This is a genomic window from Arthrobacter sp. 05N429, assembly GCF_056397045.1.
Genome location: NZ_JBFTMQ010000001.1, coordinates 645,019 through 662,188 on the forward strand (window position 1 = coordinate 645,019; position 17,170 = coordinate 662,188).

The following is a 17,170-nucleotide window of genomic DNA, read 5'->3' on the forward strand; positions in this document are numbered from 1 at the left end:
GCCTCGATTCGCCGGTTTACACCCTGTCTCGGGTAGGCTAGAGCAGCAGACAACGCACAACGTTGCGCTGCCCATATTCGAACCAGGAGATTTTGTGACCGCTGACCTTGTCATCGTAGGGTCAGGCTTTTTCGGCCTGACAATCGCAGAACAGGCCGCCACTGAGCTGGGCTTGAAGGTTGTCGTCATCGACCGCCGCCACCACATCGGCGGTAATGCCTACAGCGAGAAGGACACGCAGACCGGAATCGAGGTGCACCGTTACGGCGCACACCTCTTCCACACCTCGAACGAACGTGTCTGGGAGTACGTCAACCGTTTCACGACGTTCACCAACTACGTGCACAAGGTGTACGGCGTCCACAAGGGTGAGGTTTACTCCCTGCCCATCAACCTGGCCACGATCAACCAGTTCTTCCGCGCCAACCTGACTCCCGGCCAGGCGCAGGAGCTCATCAAGGAACAGGCCGGGGAACTTGCCGGCACTGACCCGCAGAACCTGAACGACAAGGGCATCCAGCTCATCGGCCGGCCGCTCTACGAAGCGTTCATCAAGCACTACACCGGCAAGCAGTGGCAGACGGACCCCAAGGACCTGCCCGCGGGCATCATCTCCCGCCTTCCGGTGCGCTACAACTATGACAACCGGTACTTCAACGACAAGTACGAGGGTTTGCCGACCAACGGCTACACCGCGTGGATCGAGAAGATGGCCGAGCATCCGAACATCGAGGTCCGGCTTAACACCGACTTCTTCGACGAGTCGCACGAATACAGCAAGAACAAGGTTGTCGGCAACGTCCCGGTCATCTACACCGGTCCCGTCGACCGCTACTTCGACTACGCCGAGGGCGACCTCTCCTGGCGCACCATCGACTTCGAGGAGGAAGTGCTCGACGTCGGCGATTTCCAGGGAACGTCCGTGGTCAACTACAACGACGCCGATGTGGCCTACACCCGCATCATCGAGCCGCGCCACTTCCACCCGGAGCGCGACTACCAGACGGAAAAGACCGTCATCATGCGCGAGTTCTCCCGCGCGGCGGAGAAGGGCGACGAGCCCTACTACCCGATCAACACGGCAACGGACCGGGAGCGCCTGCTGAAGTACCGCGACCTCGCGGCGGCCGAAAACGACGTCCTGTTCGGCGGACGCCTCGGAACGTACAAGTACCTGGACATGCACATGGCCATCGGGTCCGCGCTGACCATGTTCGAGAACCAGATCCGCCCGCATTTCGAGGGCGGCGCGAAGATTGAAAGCGGAGGAGTGGACGCATGAGCGTTGCAACCGAAGTGTTGAACGAGGGAACCGTGGCCCGCGTGAACGACGAATGGCAGACCGTCCACCGGGTCGTCTTTCCGACCGACGGCGACACAGACACCCTTCCCCTATACCTGGACTTTAACGCCGCACAACGCGTTGTGTCGGAGGACTCCCAGAACTCGAAGTCGGGTTCCGGTGTTACAGCCGTCTCCTCGACCGGTGCCAAGGTGCGCACCGACTTCCTCGAGAACCGCCGCCAGCTCCACCTGCCGGCCTTCCGCCGGGTCTCCTTCGGCACCTACTTCAACGCGTTCCCGGCCAGCTACTGGCGGGCCCACACGGACGTGACCGGCGTGCGGTTGACCGTGGCAGTGGACGCACCGGCGACCGTTGTCATCTCCCGGTCCACCGCACGTGGCACGTCGAACAGAGTTGAAAGCATCAGCGTCGACGCCGGATCACCGGTTGATGTCGTGCTGCCGCTCGCCAACTTCGGCGACGGCGGATGGTACTGGTTCGACCTGGTTGCCGGCTCCGAGAAGGTCAAGCTGATCGGCGCCGAATGGTCGGTGCGTAAGCCCGAAGGTTTCGTGCCCGGTACCGCCACGGTGGCCGTGACCACCTTCAACCGGCCCGACTACTGCGTCAAGCACCTGACCACCTTTGCCGATTCACCGGAACTCCTTGAAGTTGTGGACCGGCTGCTCATTACCGACCAGGGCACGCAGAAGGTCCGCGACCAGGAGGGCTTCACCGAAGCCGCCGCCCGGCTTGGGGACAAGTTTTCCATCATCGAGCAGGGCAACCTTGGCGGTTCGGGTGGCTTTGCCCGCGGCATGCACGAAACCGTCGAGGACGGCCGCAGCAAATATGTGCTGCTCCTGGACGATGACGTCATCATCGAAACCGAGGGCGTGCTGCGCGCCATCAACTTCGCCGACTTCACGCGCAAACCGACGATCGTCGGCGGCCACATGTTCAACCTCTACGAGCGCTCCGTCATGCACACCTTCGGCGAGGAGGTCAACGAGTACAAGTTCTTCTGGGGTGCTGTCGAAAGCACCCGCGAAGGCCATGACTTCTCCGCGAGCAACCTGCGGACCACCCCGTGGATGCACCGCCGGATCGACGTGGACTTCAATGGTTGGTGGATGTGCCTGGTGCCCACGAGCATCGTGCGCGAAATTGGCCTGTCCCTGCCCGTCTTCATCAAGTGGGACGACGCAGAGTACGGCATCCGCGCCCGCCGCCACGGCTACCAGACCGTCACGCTGCCCGGCGCCGCAGTCTGGCACATGCCTTGGACGGAAAAGGATGACACCATCGACTGGCAGGCCTACTTCCACCAGCGGAACCGGTGGCTCGCGGCGCTCGTCTACTCGCCCTACAAAAAGGGCGGAATGCTGCCCCGCATGAGCTTCATGGTCGATGTCAAGCACCTGCTGTCGATGCAGTACTCAGCGGTGGAGCTCCGTCTCGACGCCCTGGAGGACCTGCTGAAGGGTCCGTCCCACCTGCACGAGACGATCAAGACCAAGCTCCCCGAGATCCGCGCCCGCCGTGCGGACTTCGACGACGCCAGGATCACCAAGGAGGTCTCCGGCTTCCCGCGGGTGGAGCGCGTGAAACCGCCGCGCCGCGGTAAGAAGCCCAAGGCTCCGACGTCGATCCTGGGCGCCTTGGCCACAGCCGCGACGGCCGGCATCCGCCAGGTTTCTGGCGTTCGCCCGGGCGCCTTGGAGCACCCCGAGGCACTGGTGCCGGCAATGGACGCCAGGTGGTGGCGCCTGTCGCAGTTGGACTCTGCGATTGTGTCCTCGGCGGACGGGTCCGGCGCATCCTGGTACAAGCGCCAGCCTGAGCAGTTCCGGACCATGATGGCTCGCAGCGTCAAGCTGCACCAGCAGCTCCTTCGTGACTGGGACAAGCTGTCCAAGGTCTACGCCGATGCGCTGCCCGAGTTCACCTCTCCGCAGGCCTGGAAGCAGACCTTTGAAGCGATGACGGACAAGCCGGCTGACAAGACCCCGGAGCAGAAGTGACCTCAGCCAGTACCCATGGCGGGTCCGACGCCCTCGTCCGCCCGGGCGTGGGCGGCGGACTCGCCGATGTATTTAGACAGCGCTTCCTGCTCAAGTTGCTGGTGCGCAAAGAGCTGCAGATCCGTTACCGCGGTTCCGTGCTGGGCCTCCTGTGGTCCTACGTAAAGCCCGGTGTGCAGTTTGTTGTGTTCTACATTGCCCTCGGCGTGTTCCTTGGACTCCAGAAAAGTCCTGGCAATCCCGACGGCCTCGAAAACTACGCAATCTACCTGTTTTCGGGCATTGTGCTGATCAACTTCTTTACCGAGGCTCTGAGTAATGCTTCCCGGTCCATCGTCGGAAACGGCGGGTTGATCAAGAAGATCTATTTGCCCCGGGAGCTCTTCCCGGTCGCATCGGTGTGGGTGTCGGGGGTGCATTTCGTCCCGCAGTTGGCGGTCCTGCTTGTTGCCTGCTTCGTCGCCGGGTGGCAGCCGTCGGCACTCCAGCTCGCAGCCGCCGTGGCAGGGTTTATCATCATTGCCATGCTCGCCACGGGCCTGGGACTGTTGTTCGGCTCGGCCAACGTGTATTTCCGCGACTTTGAGAACATCGTGGACATGCTGCTGATGGTCGCCACCTGGGCTTCACCCGTTCTTTACTCGTGGACGATGGTGAAGGACAAACTCGGAGAAGGCTGGTTCACGGTTTATCAGTCCAACCCGATAACAATTGCCGTTGAGACCTTTCACTATGCCTTCTGGTTGCCCACAACCGACGGCAGCGCCCCTATGCCGCCCAATTTGCTGTCGCTGTGGATTCCGGTAGGGATTGTAGTTTCGTTCCTTCTCCTTCTTTTGGGTCAGTGGACGTTCCGTAGGCTCGAGGGCCGTTTCGCGCAGGAGCTGTAGGATGCCGGTGGCAATCGAAGTAAGAAACGTAAACAAGCAGTTTGTCCTACGGCACACCCGGTCTCTCAAAGAGACGATCGTGTGGTTGGTCAAGGGACGCAAGGGCGACCTTTCCAAGAAGTTCCATGCCCTCCGCGATGTGGATCTTGAAGTGCAGCAGGGGGAGACCGTGGCCCTGCTGGGACTCAACGGCTCGGGCAAGTCCACACTGCTTAAGCACATTTCCGGAGTGATGCTGCCCGATACCGGCACGGTGCGGACCCGGGGCAAGGTTGCCGGGCTTATCGAAGTCGGCGCGGGTTTTCATCATGATCTCTCCGGCCGGGACAACGTCTATCTCAACGGCGCAATCCTGGGCATGACAGAGGCACAAATCAACGAACAGTTCGACTCGATCGTCGAATTCGCGGAGATCGGCGAATTCATCGACACCGAAGTCCGGTTCTATTCATCCGGGATGTACCTCCGACTCGCATTCTCGGTGGCAGTACACACAGATCCCGAGGTGTTCCTGGTCGACGAGATCCTCGCTGTCGGGGACGAACCCTTCCAGCGCAAATGCCTTGACAAGATCAAGGAGCTTTCCGCAGCGGGGAAGACCCTCGTCGTCGTCAGCCACGACCTCGAATTGGTATCCCGCATCTGCGATCGTGGTGTCGTCCTGCAGCACGGCAACGTGGTTTTCGACGGCCCCATTCAGGCGGCCGTTGCACGGCTGCGCACTGAAACCTCGCGCTGACCCCGGTGCCCGCCGACATAACTTCAGTACGCAGCAGTGACCGGCGCGGGGGCCACCCTGTGGCCGCGGAGACCGAACCACGCAGTGGCGGGGAATCCGCGCCGGCACCTGCCCCCAAGCAACCGTTCCGGACCGACATCCAGGCGTTGCGCGCGCTTGCCGTAAGCCTGGTGGTGGCCAACCACCTGTGGCCGTTCCGGCTGCCGGGCGGCTATGTCGGCGTCGACGTGTTCTTCGTGATCTCCGGATTTCTCATCACCTCGCACCTGGGCAAAGAGCTGTTCGCCCGCGGTGGAGTGCGGCTGGGGGAGTTCTACGCCCGGCGGGCGCGACGCCTGCTCCCGGCCGCATTCACAGTGCTCGGAGTTTCTCTCGCCTTTGCCTGGCTCTGGCTGCCCTACACGGTCTGGACCGCGAACGCCCAGGAAATCGTGGGCAGTGCCTTCTACGTCGAGAACTGGGTCCTCGCTGCCAAAGCGGTGGACTACTCGGCCATGAACTCCTCGGCAACCATGGTGCAGCACTACTGGTCGCTGTCGGTGGAGGAGCAGTTTTACCTGGTATGGCCGCTTGCCCTCATCGGGCTCCACCTTTTAGCGGTGCGCCGGAGCTGGGACAAGCGTCGGGTCCTGCTGGCGGGGCTGTGGGTGGCCACCGTTGCGTCGTTCGGCTTCAGCGTCTATCTGACCGCAGTCTCCCCCAGCGCGGCCTACTTCAACACGCCGGTCCGTGTCTGGGAATTCGGTGCTGGCGCCTTGCTGGCGCTGGGCGTATCCCGGCCCATTCCTTCCCTGCTGACCCGCAACGTCCTGGCTGTACTGGGATTCGGGATGGTGTTCCTTTCCGCGGTGGCCTACGACCATGCGACCCCCTTCCCCGGATGGACCGCTTTGTTGCCGGTGTGCGGGACGGTCCTGGTGATTTGTGCGGGCATGGGCGGCGGCCGGTTGTGGCACGACCGGCTTACTGCCGTCCGTCCCGTGCAATTCCTGGGCAATATTTCATACTCGCTGTACCTCTGGCACTGGCCGTTGATCGTCGTCGCGCCGTTCGTGCTGGGCACAACCCTTGACACCGCCGGCAGGGCGGTTCTGGCACTGGCCGCACTCATTCTGGCGTGGCTGACGAAGCGGTGGGTCGAGGACCCCTGGATCCTGCGGCCCCGGCTGGCCTCCCGCCCGCGGCGCGTCCTGGCGGGCGTTGCGGCGGGCATGCTGGTCATCCTGCTCGCCGGGCTCACCCTGCATTTGCAGGTGGCGCCCAAGTCTGCGGCCGCCGCGGAAATCGCCCGGACAGATTCAGCCGGCCCCTGTTTCGGTCCGCTCGCTGTGGGAAAGCCCGAATGTGGCGATCCGTTCGCCCGCCAGGTCGCGAGCCCCTTCATGGGGCCGGAGAACGAGTACTGGGGGCTGCCGGCGGATTGCCTGGACCAGAAGGACACCCTCCACCTGGAACAACCGGGCGGACCGGCGGTTTGTGATTACTCGGACGGTCACCCTGAAAGCGAATCGGTGTGGCTCGTCGGGGACTCGCATGCCCAGCAGTGGCAGGCCGCGATCTTTGAGCTCGCCCGGGAGAAACACTGGAAATTGAACCTCAGCTATAGCGGCGGCTGCCCCCTGGCTGACGCGCCCTATGTTGGCTACAACGGAGGCTCCGCGACCCCGAGGGAGGTGCGGCGGTGTGCCATCTGGGCAGCGAACGTGGCGGACGCCGTGGAGCGGGACAAAGCCGGAAAAGTCTTCACCTCGACCTTCTCGGCGGGGGAGCAGATCAATGACGGCACCGGCAGGCCTCAGCTGGAGCAGTACAGGGACGGCTTTAGCCGTTACTGGTCGCGGTGGTCGCAATCGGGAGCGACCGTTTATGCGATCGCCGATCCGCCGCTCAACGCCAAGGTCCGGGACGTCAACTGCATCGCGGTCAGTGCCGGCAACCCGGAGGCCTGCCGGGCGCCGCGGGAGGTCGCGCTTCCCAGCGATCCCCTCGTGGCCGCAGTGCAGGCCACCCAGGCCGCCGGCGACGACCGGGTCCGGCTGCTGGACATGTCGGAGTTCTTCTGCGATGAGTCCTACTGCCACGGCGCGGTCGGCGGCCTTCCGATCTACTTCGATCCGGACCACCTGAACAAACAGCTGTCGGTCCGGCTTGCGCCGTACATCGACGCACGTTTGGAGACCCCGGCGCAAGGCTGAGCCGGGGGCCACGCGCACAAAACGGCGAAGCGGGCCGGTACAGATCCGAAATGATGCTGTACCGGCCCGCTTCGTCGCCGGTGGTCGCGCCGGCACAAGAGACTCGGCAGCCCCTACTTGATCACCGCACCGCCAGTGGAAGTCCAGGAGATTGTTCCGCCCTGGAACCCCTGGGCAATGCCGCCGTTGGCGGTGGCGTATTGATCGGTGGTGGGGTAGCCCAGTTTGCCGCTTTCGAAGCCCTGGGCCGCCCAGGCGTCCCGGATCGGGCCGAACGTGGCATGGGCGCCCGTGGCCTCGGTCCAGTAGATGGAACCGCCCTGGTAGGCCTGTGCCCGGCCGCCGTTGGGGTAGCTCAGCTCGTCCGTGACGGGGTAGCCGAGCTTGCCGCCCTCAAAGCCCAGCGCGGCCCAGGCGCCCCGGATCGGGCCGGTGGACGCGTGGGCGCCGGTGGCCGCGGTCCAGTAGATGGAACCGCCTTGGAAAGCCTGGGCCCGGCCGCCGTTGGGGTAGCTCAGCTCGTCCGTGATGGGGTAGCCGAGCTTGCCGCCCTCAAAACCCAGCGCAGCCCACGCGGCACGGATCGGACCGCTAGTCGTACGGGCACCGGTGGCCGCCGTCCAGTGGATGGCACCGCCCTGGAACGCCTGTGCTCTCCCGCCATTGGCAGTGGCGACTTCGTCCGTCGTGGGATAGCCGAGCTTCCCACCCTCGAATCCCTGTGCGGCCCAGGCAGCACGGATGGGACCGGTTGTGGCGTGCGCCCCCGTCTCAGCGGTCCAGTAGATGGCGCCGCCCTGGTAGGCCTGCGCGATTCCGCCGTTGGGGTAGCTGAGCTGGTCCGTCACCGGGTAGCCGAGTTTGCCGCTTTCATAGCCCGAGGCAGCCCAGGCCTCCCGGAGGGGGCCGGAGCTGGTGCGGGCGCCGGTGGCCGCGGTCCAGTAGATGGCGCCGCCCTGGAACGTCTGGACCGTTCCGCCGTTCGCTGCCGGAGTCTGGTCCCCTGTGGGGTAACCAAGTTTGCCGCCCTCAAAGCCTTGCGCGGCCCAGGCAGCGCGGATGGGGCCTGACGTGGCGTGCGCGCCGGTGGCCGCGGTCCAGTAGATGGCGCCGCCCTGGTACGCCTGCGCGATTCCGCCGTTGGGGTAGCTGAGCTCTCCCGAAACAGGGTAGCCGAGCATGCCGCTTTCGTAACCGAGTGCCGCCCAGGCTTCCCGGATGGGACCGGAGCTGGTGCGGGCGCCTGTGGCTGCGGTCCAGTAGATGGCGCCGCCCTGGAACGTCTGGACCGTTCCACCGTTCGCTGCCGGCCCTTGGTCACCCGTGGGGTAACCAAGCTTGCCGCCCTCAAAGCCCTGCGCGGCATACGCCGCCCGGATGGGCCCGGACGTGGCGTGCGCGCCGGTGTCCGCGGTCCAGTAGATGGCGCCGCCCTGGTAGGCCTGCGCGACCCCGCCGTTAGGGTAGCTGAGCTCATCCGTGGTGGGGAAACCCAGCAAGCCGCCTTCGTAGCCCAGAGCTGCCCACGCTGCCCGGATAGGGTCGGCGCTGGCGTGGGCGCCCGTGGCTGCGGTCCAGTAGATCGCGCCGCCCTGGAAGGTCTGGACGGTACCCCCGTTGACTGTCGGCGCTTCGCCCGCGGTGGGGTAGCCGAGCTTGCCGCCTTCGAAGCCCTGCGCTGCCCACGCTGCACGGATCGCCCCGGACGTGGCGTGGGCGCCGGTGGTCGCCGTCCAATAGATCGCACCGCCCTGGAAGGTCTGGACCTTTCCTCCGTTGACCGTCGGCGTTTCGCCGGCGGTGGGGTAGCCGAGCTGGCCGCCTTCGAAGCCTTGGGCAGCCCAGGCTGTACGGATGGGGCCGGACGTGGCGTGGGCACCCGTGGCCGCTGTCCAGTAGATGGAGCCCCCCTGGTAGACCTGGGCAAGGCCGCCGCCGGGGTAGCTGAGGACGTCTGTGGTGGGGTAGCCGAGTTTTCCGCCTTCAAACCCCTGGGCGGCCCAGGCTGCCCGAATCGGGCCGTAGCTGGCGCGGGCGCCGGTGTCGGCGGTCCAATAGATGGAGCCGTTTTGGAAGGCCTGGGCTACGCCGCCGTTGGCCGTCGACATTTCGTCCGTGGTGGGATAGCCGAGCCTGCCGCTCTCGTAGCCCTGGGCAGCCCAGGCTGCCCGGATCGGGCCGGACGAGGCGTGCGCGCCGGTGGCGGCGGTCCAGTAGATGGAGCCGCCCTGGAATACCTGCGCGCGGCCGCCGTCGGGGGAGCTGAGCTCGTTCGTGGTGGGATAGCCGAGCTTGCCGGATTCGAAGCCGAGAGCGCCCCAGGCGTCCCGGATCGCCCCGGACGTGGCGTAGGCACCGGTCGCGTTCGTCCAGTAGATGGCTCCGCCCTGGAAACCCTGCGCCCTGCCGCCGTTGGGGTAGTCCAGTTCGTCCGTGATCGGGTAACCGAGCTTGCCGCTTTCGAAACCATGGACGCCCCAGGCCGCACGGATGGCGCCCGCCGTCGTGTGGGCACCGCCGTCGGCGGTCCAATAGACCGAGCCGCCCTGGAAGATTTGGGCGACACCGCTGTTGGGGTAGTTCAGGGCGTCCGTGATGGGGTAGCCGAGGCTGCCGTTCTCGAAGCCCCGGGCGCCCCACAGGGCCCGGATGGCACCGGCGGTGCTGTGCGCGCCGGTGCCGGGACTCCAGTGGATGGCGCCGAATTCAAAGCCAAGGTAGCCACCGCCGTCCTTGAGGGCATAGGTCTCACCGGAAGTCTGCGCTCCGAAGCGCCCGTCCAGTTCGGCCGCCTTGAGCGCCAACGGGGAGGGCAGGAACAGCAAGCGGTTTGGTGTGCCGGGCGTAGCCCCCCTGACGATCCCGACCGTCGCTCCGTTAATGAGGGCGGCGCTGACCTGTGCCGGCGTCATCGACGGGTTCCGTGACAGGAGGACAGCGGCAGCGCCGGCCACGTGCGGTGAGGCCATGGACGTACCCGACTCGATCCTTTCCACGCTGTCGGAGGAAAAGCCCGCAGAGGTGATGCTGACGCCCGGTGCGTAGAGATCCACGCAACTGCCGTAGTTCGAGAATGAGGCCTGGTTGTCTCCTTTGTCGGTGGCGGCCACGGTCAGCACCGCGGAGACCCTGGCCGGCGATCCGGAACAGGCGTTCTGGCGGTAATTCCCTGCCGCGGCGACGACGGTGATGCCGTCATTTATTGCGCCCTGGACGGCAGCATCGAAGGCTGCGTCCTGGAAGCCCGCCATGCTCATGTTGAGCACCGCGGGTTGGCCGGCCTTATGGTCGGCGGTGATCCAGTCCAGGCCCGCGATGACGTCGGAGGTGTAGCCGGAGCCGTCGCAGTAGAGTACCCGCACCGGCACAATGGTGGCGGACTTCGCGAGGCCGTAGCGGGTGCCGGCCAGCGTGCCGGCGACGTGGGTTCCGTGCCCGCTGCAGTCCCAGGTGCCGCCTCCCTCCAAGGGGCTGAATCCGGGAGCGATGCGCCCTTGGAATTCGACGTGCGAAGAGCGGATTCCGGTGTCCAGGACGTACGCCCTGACGCCGGCGCCGGTGCCGATCGGGTGGTAATAGGTGTTCAGCGGGAGGCCGCGCTGATCCGTCCGGTCGAGGCCCCAGGGCGCGGAGTCCTGGGCGATACTGACACGCTGGTCGAGCTGGACCGCCACGACGCCGGGCGCTTGCTTGAGCTGCTCCGCCTCCTCGGGGGTCGCGGTGATGGCGGCTCCCTTGAGCGCATGGGTGAAAGTCTTCTCCACCGCCATGCCTTGGGATTCCAGGCTGTCAGCTTTTGACCCGACGTCTGTCGCGGGCGTGTATCGGACAATGTAGCGGGCTGTGCCGTCAGCCGGGGCCGGGGCGGGCGCCGTGGGCGGCACAGTTGATGCTGGGGCGGGCGCCGTCGAAGGGTCCGCAGCGGCCGGCGGGGACGGGGGCTGGGAAGCCTCCGGTCCGGAGGGAGTCGCGGTGGCAGTCGGAACCGAAGGGGCGGAGGTGGCCGGGGTGGCAGGTTCCTCCGCCGTCGCCGAAGGCGCCGGCGGGGTAACTATTGAGGGACCGGTCAAAACGGCGGGAACGGCGATCGCCGTCCCGGTGCCCAGCGTCGTCAGCGTGCAGAGGGCGGCTGTAAAAAGGAAATTCCTCGTGGAGGCGGGGCGAAATGGCATGAGAAATCTTCCAGTCGGATATGCGGGGGGCCAGCCGCATATGAGGCTTTCCGCGACGTAAGACTGGAAATGGTCCCGGGCGGCGGAGCGCCCGGGACCTCAGTCTTCACCCATGAAGATACACGATCAAAGAGGCTGTCCCGCCGAATTTCGTACGAGCCGGGCGCACAACTTCATACCTTGAGAATTCTTAGCGCAGAAGATGCACTAAACCTGCGTTGATTTCCGCGCCGAGGGGTGGCTCAATTGCCGCAGGCCGTGACTTTGTACAATTTTGCGTCGCCCTGGGAGTCAACGAGCGTGAAGTCCGGATCGGTCGCCATGTCCACGAGTCCTGGCATTGTATGGACGTGGCCGTGGATCTCGCGGGTACCGAAATCCAAGACGTAATACGACTTGAGTCTCTGGACCACTTCACAGATTGCGGGATCCTCGCCGGCCTGGTTGAGCCGGTTCAAAATGGTGCTGGTGTCGGCGCCGAACTCGCTGAAGATGTGAGGCGTCAGGGATTTCCGGTCCGCAATCGCGTAGACCATGGAGGCGCCGGTCCACGGGCTGGACACTACGACATTGTCGGCCGGGATCTCCGACGCGGCCCGCCGCAACAGGATCATTTCGTCGGCGTCCACCAGCCGCGCTGAAGGTGTCAGGGCGTAACTTCCGGCGGCAGAGGCGACGGATGCCGTCACAGTCCCGCCCTGGGAGAGCCCCAGCAGGCCGGTGAAGACGAGGACGGTGGCCGCGGCGGACGCGACTGCGACGCGGGACCCCGTGGCCCAAGCGGTCCAGGTGCGGGGGAGTTTCCCCTCGGCAAGTTGGGAACGGACCCAGCCATGGGCGAGGTCCGTCAGCCAGACGACGCCCAGGACTGCGACCGGCAGGGCCGCCACCGGCAGGAGGGCGGCAAGGCGGAACGGGTCGTTGTACCAGACTCCGCCGAACCAGGTCCGGACCGGACCGAACGGATAACCCGAAACGACGATGAACATAACGCAGGAGATCCCGAACATCGCCAGCAGCCAGAGGAAGCGCCGCTGGCGCAGCATCGCCCAAATGCCGAACAGTGTCATGGCGAAGATCAGCCAGGGTATCGGCCGGCCTTGCGGGGCTGAAGTGAGTGCTTGTCCGAAAGCTTGGGCAAGGCCCTGTACGGGCTGCCAAGTGGACTGCGCCTCGTCGGGGCGGATCTTCTTCCAGGCGATCGCCAGGATTCCTATGTAGATGGCAAGCCCGAGGACGACGCCGGACGCGCGCCATACATCGGATCGCTTCCGGTAGCGCAGAAACAGTGCCACGGCAGCGGCCACCACTATCGGGAGCGTCCACGCCAGCAACGCCAACAGCGTGCTGGGGTGTGCCAGCGCCACGCCCGGGAGGGAGCCCAGTGTCAGGATCCACGCAGATACCGTTGGCAGCACCAGACCGCGGGCAACCCGCAGTGCCAGCGCCAGCAGGCCGATGCCCGCCGGAAGCAGCGCGATCGACAGGAGGTTCGGGTAGAGCACGCCGAAGTCCAGCATGAGGTAGGGAAAGGACCCCAGACCGGCGGAGAACGCGGCGGCCGCGACTACAACGATCCGACGCCGGCCGAAGCTGGCTGTGGCGAGCAGGAGGCACGACAGCGGCCACACGAGGGCGGCGATGGCCACATTGCTGGCGTTTACGGCGGCCGGTACCGTGCTGCCGGTCAGTTGCTGGGTCAGCGACGCGACGTCGTGCCACGCGGCGGGATAGAAGCCTCCGATCCCGGTGGAGGAGGTGAATCCGCTGACCCGCAGAGATGACGCGTTTCCGGTATCGACGATGTAGCGCACCGCGTTGAGGTGGAAGACATTGTCAAAGGTCTGGGAGATGTTCTCGATATCGCCGAAAATCTGGCCCAGACGCCAAAACAACACGAGGAAGACAACTACGACGACAAACCAGCCGATGAGCATGTCCGCCCAGTACCGGTGCCCGTGCCCGGGGGTGCGGCCGTGCACGGACCCAGCGGCCCTTAGCGGGGCGCCGTGCTCCCGCAGGGACCTGGGCAGCACACGGCGCAGCACGAGAATAACGGCTGCCAGCACGGCGGAAACAGCCAGGACCACCACCATGCCCCAGGGCAGCCCGGCGAATCCGGTCAGGATCGCGGTGACAGAGATGACGGAGACGCTCACGGGCCCGGCGGATCCTGCCAGCACCCAGCCCCGCGCTCCGGCGGCCCAGGAAACCAGAAGTCCGGGAACCATCAGCACAAGAATGGCGGCGAATACAAGGGGAGCCAATTCGGCGTAGATCATGGGCATACCCCATCGCAAGGCAACATCGAACAACTTTCCGGGCGCGGTCTAAAGAATGGAGCGGTAGATCGAAAGGAGTCGTTGCTCCATGATTTCCCAGCTGAAGGTGGTCTCGAAAAGAGTGCGGGCACGTCGCTGAATTGCTGCAAGTTCATCAGCGTCGGCAAAAAGCCGATCGGCAGCCTCTTCGAAAGAACCTGCTGAATAATCGCACACCACACCGACCTCATGGGTGCTTACCAGCTGGTCCACGCCTGTGTCCTTTGCCACAATAATCGGCAAGCCCAGCATCAAAGCTTCGTAGAACTTGTTCGGTGAGGAGTATTTATGGTTCGGCACGGCCGGGTCATAAACCGCAAGCAGGCAGTCAGCCGAGGCCTCAAGTTTGAGGGTTTCTCCGTAGGGCAATTTGCCGTGAAAGGTGATGTTCTCGAAATCCGTCGCATACTTTCGCGCCGTCGATTCAAGGCCGCCGAATCCCCCGATATCCAGGTGCCAGTCAGGCCGCCGGGAGAACAGCTCGAGGAGTTCGGCCAGAAGGCGGCCCTCGCTCAGGATCCCAACGTAGACAAACCGCTTGCGCGGGTCGCCGGTCCGGATGGCCTGCACGTCGGTTGCCGGCGGTGAGTTGTGGATGACCACGAGCCGCTTCGGCTTGGCCTTCGACAGCTGGGATTCGCGGTTCTCGCCCACGATGATCACCACATCGGCGCGGTTGATCACGAAAGTGTCAATGCTTTCGACCAGCGGCGCGACTGCCCGGGGAACGGAAAACGAGTCGACGAAGTAGTCGTAGATGTCGTAGACCAGGGGAACCCGCAGGATCTTGGCCATGATCAGGCCGCTGAATGCGGTTCCGAGGTCGCTCGCGTGGATGGCAGTGATGCCCTTGCGGTGCTTCCACAGTTGGCGGAGCAGGAACAACTGGAACAGCGCCATTCCGAGCAAAGTGCCGAGGCTCGCGCCGTAGCTGGACTTGATGCCGGACCGGAGGATCCGTGCCGTGCCGTTGGCGAATTCCAGGACCTCGTCCCGCGCCAGGTCTCCGTCGCGGTCCCAACCGAGAATCAGGATTTCCGGGTGTTCCTTAAGGACACTGTTGACTTCCTTTTCGACCCTCGGATCGGGAGCCACGTGCGTGGCACGCAAAAAAGCAATGGTCATCCGTTCGTGCCGGCCTCGGCTGCAATGTGGGGGGCGGCGGGAGCAAAGTCCGGCAGCCGATCTCCCGTTCCGAACAGGGCCTGAATGGCTGCCAGGGTGCGCGCCGCGGCCTGGCCGTCGCCGTACGGGTTCACGGCGTGTGCCATGGAGTCGTAATGTGCCCGGTCATGCAGCAGGCCGTTAACCTCGGAGACGATGCGGTCCTCGTCGGTGCCGATCAGGAGAACGGTACCCGCATGGACCGCCTCGGGCCGCTCGGTGTTCTCGCGCATGACAAGGACCGGCTTGCCGAGGCTGGGCGCTTCTTCCTGGACTCCGCCGGAGTCGGTGAGAACGACGTCGGCAAGGGACAGCATGCGCGTGAACTCGCCGTAGGCGAGGGGCTCCGTCACGATGACGTTCGGGAACTTCTCGATGAAGGGCAGGACCGCCTCGCGGACCACCGGGTTCTTGTGCGCCGGCAGCACGATCGTGAGGTCCGGCTCGGCCTCGGCGATCCGGGCCAGGGCGCGTCCGACCCCGCGCATGGCCTCACCCTGGTTCTCCCGGCGGTGGGTGGTGACCAGCAGAATCCGCCGCCCTGTGTCCGCCAGTTCCTGGAGGACAGGATCGGAAAAAGGGACCTGCTTGCCGACGGTGGTGAGCAGGGCATCGATGACGGTATTTCCGGTGACCACGATGTCCTTTTCGGGGACGCCTTCGGCCAGCAGGTTGCTCTTGCTCTCCGAGGTGGGGGCCAGGTGCAGGGCGGTGATCTGGGAGGTGATTTTCCGGTTCGCCTCTTCGGGGAACGGCGAGTACAAGTTACCGCTGCGCAGGCCTGCCTCAACGTGGATGACCGGGATGCCGTGGTAGAACGCTGCAATGGCGCCGGCGGTCGACGTCGTGGTGTCGCCCTGGACGATCACAGCGTCGGGTTTGTGTTCGCTGAAGAGTTTGTCCAGGCCTTCGAGCGTGCGGGTCATGATGCCGGTCAGCGATTGTCGGGGCTGGATGATGTTCAGGTCATGGTCGGGGACAATTTCGAAGAGCTCGTTGACCTGGTCCAGCATCTGCCGGTGCTGCCCGGTGACTGTCACGACGCACTCAAAGTCCGGGGACTCCTGGAGTGCCGAGACGATCGGAGCCATCTTAATGGCTTCCGGACGGGTGCCGTAGATCGGCATGAGCGTACGCATCAAAACTCCCTTTGGTGATCACATTGGAACTCTGGCCACCTTACCAAAGCTGCCGCTCAGGCCTCGGCCGCGTGGTCGGGGACCCGGCCGTGCTGGCGGAGAAGGAAGATCGGCCACACCACGGCGGCAGCGGCATTTGCGGCGACGAAGCCCCACACTGCCCCGTCCAGCCCGTTGAGGAAGAGCCCGGCGAAGGGGAACACGATGTGCATGACCGTCTGGATGGCCCTGCCCCTCACGAGGCTGCCGTGCGCAAGGATGCCCCGGGCGACGATGTAGTAGAAGTGCCCGACGAATCCGACGGCAACGTAGATGGTGCAGGCCACAGCGTAGTCCGACAGGGTGGCGAGGGCGCCGGCAACGAAGTCGAGCTGCGGCAGCACGACGCCAAGAACGGCGAAGCAGGCCAGCGCCATGAGCGCTGCGATGCCGAGCACGCCGAACATGACATTCCGGCTAAGGAGCACCTTGGGCGGCATCTGGGAAATGTTGGGCCTGACCGGGTCCAATGCCAGCTGGATCGGCATGGCCACGCTGGAGATGCTGCGGTAGGCGCCGAAGCCGCTGGTTCCCAGGAAGGGCGCCATGGCGAGCGGGGCGCCGATCGAACCGGCGTCCATCAACAATGATTCTCCCAGCAACGGCGCGATGCGTGCCCGACGGTGCCGGACCCAGGTGATGAGTCCCGAACCGCGGCGCGGCCGCGAGGGCAGGAACAGCAGCGAGGATGCGATGCTGGCCAAAGCCCACCCGGTCAGCACTCCGGTGAGCGCGCCGAGGTCGTAGAAGAGGGCGGCCCCGAGTGTCAGAAAGAAGACGACGACGCCTGCGAGGTCCGATGCCAGCACCGCCTGCGGGCCTCGGCTGGCTGAGTGGAAGAACCTCGCCCCGAGCCGGTAGATGCTGGCGCCCACGCCCACGGCTGCGGCGAGGGCGTGGCCCCAATTGCCGAGCACGACGGCGGCGACCGCCAGGGTGACGATGCCGGCGATGCCGGCGCCCATCAACAGCGCGCCAGAGTAGCTGTGCCATCCGTCGTGGCCCGGGTCCTGCCCGCGGCCGCGGGCCCACGTGTCGCACACGGCGGAGAGCGCCATCGACCAGCCGAGCGCAAAGATAAGGTACGGCACGGAGAAGGCGCCATAGTCCGCGGTGGAGAACAGCAGCAGGGCGGAGATGGGCACCATGGCGCTGCCCACCGCGCCGAGCAGCGAGGAACCAAGGAAGTGGAGCCGCGCCAT

At 65.1% G+C, this 17,170-nt stretch carries 10 protein-coding genes; 5 read left to right on the forward strand and 5 right to left on the reverse strand.

The window, feature by feature from the left end:
- Positions 1-94: 94 nt before the first annotated feature.
- Genes glf through AC1DF4_RS03080 form a run of 5 tightly spaced genes read left to right on the forward strand, consistent with a single transcriptional unit; the run spans position 95 to position 7,133 of the window.
- On the forward strand, positions 95-1,282 hold the full coding sequence (gene glf, locus AC1DF4_RS03060) for a UDP-galactopyranose mutase (protein ID WP_476911475.1): 1,188 nt from the start codon (positions 95-97) through the stop codon (positions 1,280-1,282).
- A complete protein-coding gene (locus tag AC1DF4_RS03065; protein ID WP_476911476.1) occupies positions 1,279-3,309 on the forward strand; it encodes a glycosyltransferase in 2,031 nt (676 codons plus the stop codon). Before glf ends, AC1DF4_RS03065 begins: the two co-directional genes overlap by 4 nt.
- Positions 3,306-4,199 (forward strand): ABC transporter permease, encoded by an 894-nt coding sequence (locus tag AC1DF4_RS03070; protein ID WP_476911477.1) that lies wholly within the window; start codon positions 3,306-3,308, stop codon positions 4,197-4,199. The genes AC1DF4_RS03065 and AC1DF4_RS03070 overlap by 4 nt, the downstream gene beginning before the upstream one ends.
- Before the next feature lies 1 nt (position 4,200).
- A complete protein-coding gene (locus tag AC1DF4_RS03075) occupies positions 4,201-4,938 on the forward strand; it encodes an ABC transporter ATP-binding protein (protein ID WP_476911478.1) in 738 nt (245 codons plus the stop codon).
- Between the two features lie 59 nt (positions 4,939-4,997).
- Entirely contained in the window at positions 4,998-7,133 is a 2,136-nt protein-coding gene (locus tag AC1DF4_RS03080) for an acyltransferase family protein (protein WP_476911479.1), read from the forward strand.
- A 113-nt stretch (positions 7,134-7,246) separates the two neighbouring features.
- On the opposite strand, the gene AC1DF4_RS03085 is transcribed toward AC1DF4_RS03080, so the two are convergent.
- The 5 genes from AC1DF4_RS03085 to AC1DF4_RS03105 all read right to left on the reverse strand — a co-directional run bounded on the left by AC1DF4_RS03085 (position 7,247) and on the right by AC1DF4_RS03105 (position 17,170).
- Positions 7,247-11,305, reverse strand: a complete 4,059-nt coding sequence (locus AC1DF4_RS03085; protein WP_476911480.1) for a S8 family serine peptidase — start codon at positions 11,303-11,305, stop codon at positions 7,247-7,249.
- 242 nt (positions 11,306-11,547) lie between these two features.
- Positions 11,548-13,587: a DUF6541 family protein gene (locus tag AC1DF4_RS03090; RefSeq protein WP_476911481.1), complete on the reverse strand. Its 2,040-nt coding sequence runs from the start codon at positions 13,585-13,587 to the stop codon at positions 11,548-11,550.
- A gap of 48 nt (positions 13,588-13,635) precedes the next feature.
- A complete protein-coding gene (locus tag AC1DF4_RS03095) occupies positions 13,636-14,751 on the reverse strand; it encodes a glycosyltransferase (RefSeq protein ID WP_476911482.1) in 1,116 nt (371 codons plus the stop codon).
- Positions 14,748-15,929 carry a non-hydrolyzing UDP-N-acetylglucosamine 2-epimerase gene (wecB, locus tag AC1DF4_RS03100; RefSeq protein ID WP_476911483.1) on the reverse strand — a complete coding sequence of 394 codons (1,182 nt, stop codon included), beginning with the start codon at positions 15,927-15,929 and terminating at the stop codon, positions 14,748-14,750. Before wecB ends, AC1DF4_RS03095 begins: the two co-directional genes overlap by 4 nt.
- Before the next feature lie 56 nt (positions 15,930-15,985).
- On the reverse strand, positions 15,986-17,170 hold the full coding sequence (locus AC1DF4_RS03105; RefSeq protein ID WP_476911484.1) for a hypothetical protein: 1,185 nt from the start codon (positions 17,168-17,170) through the stop codon (positions 15,986-15,988).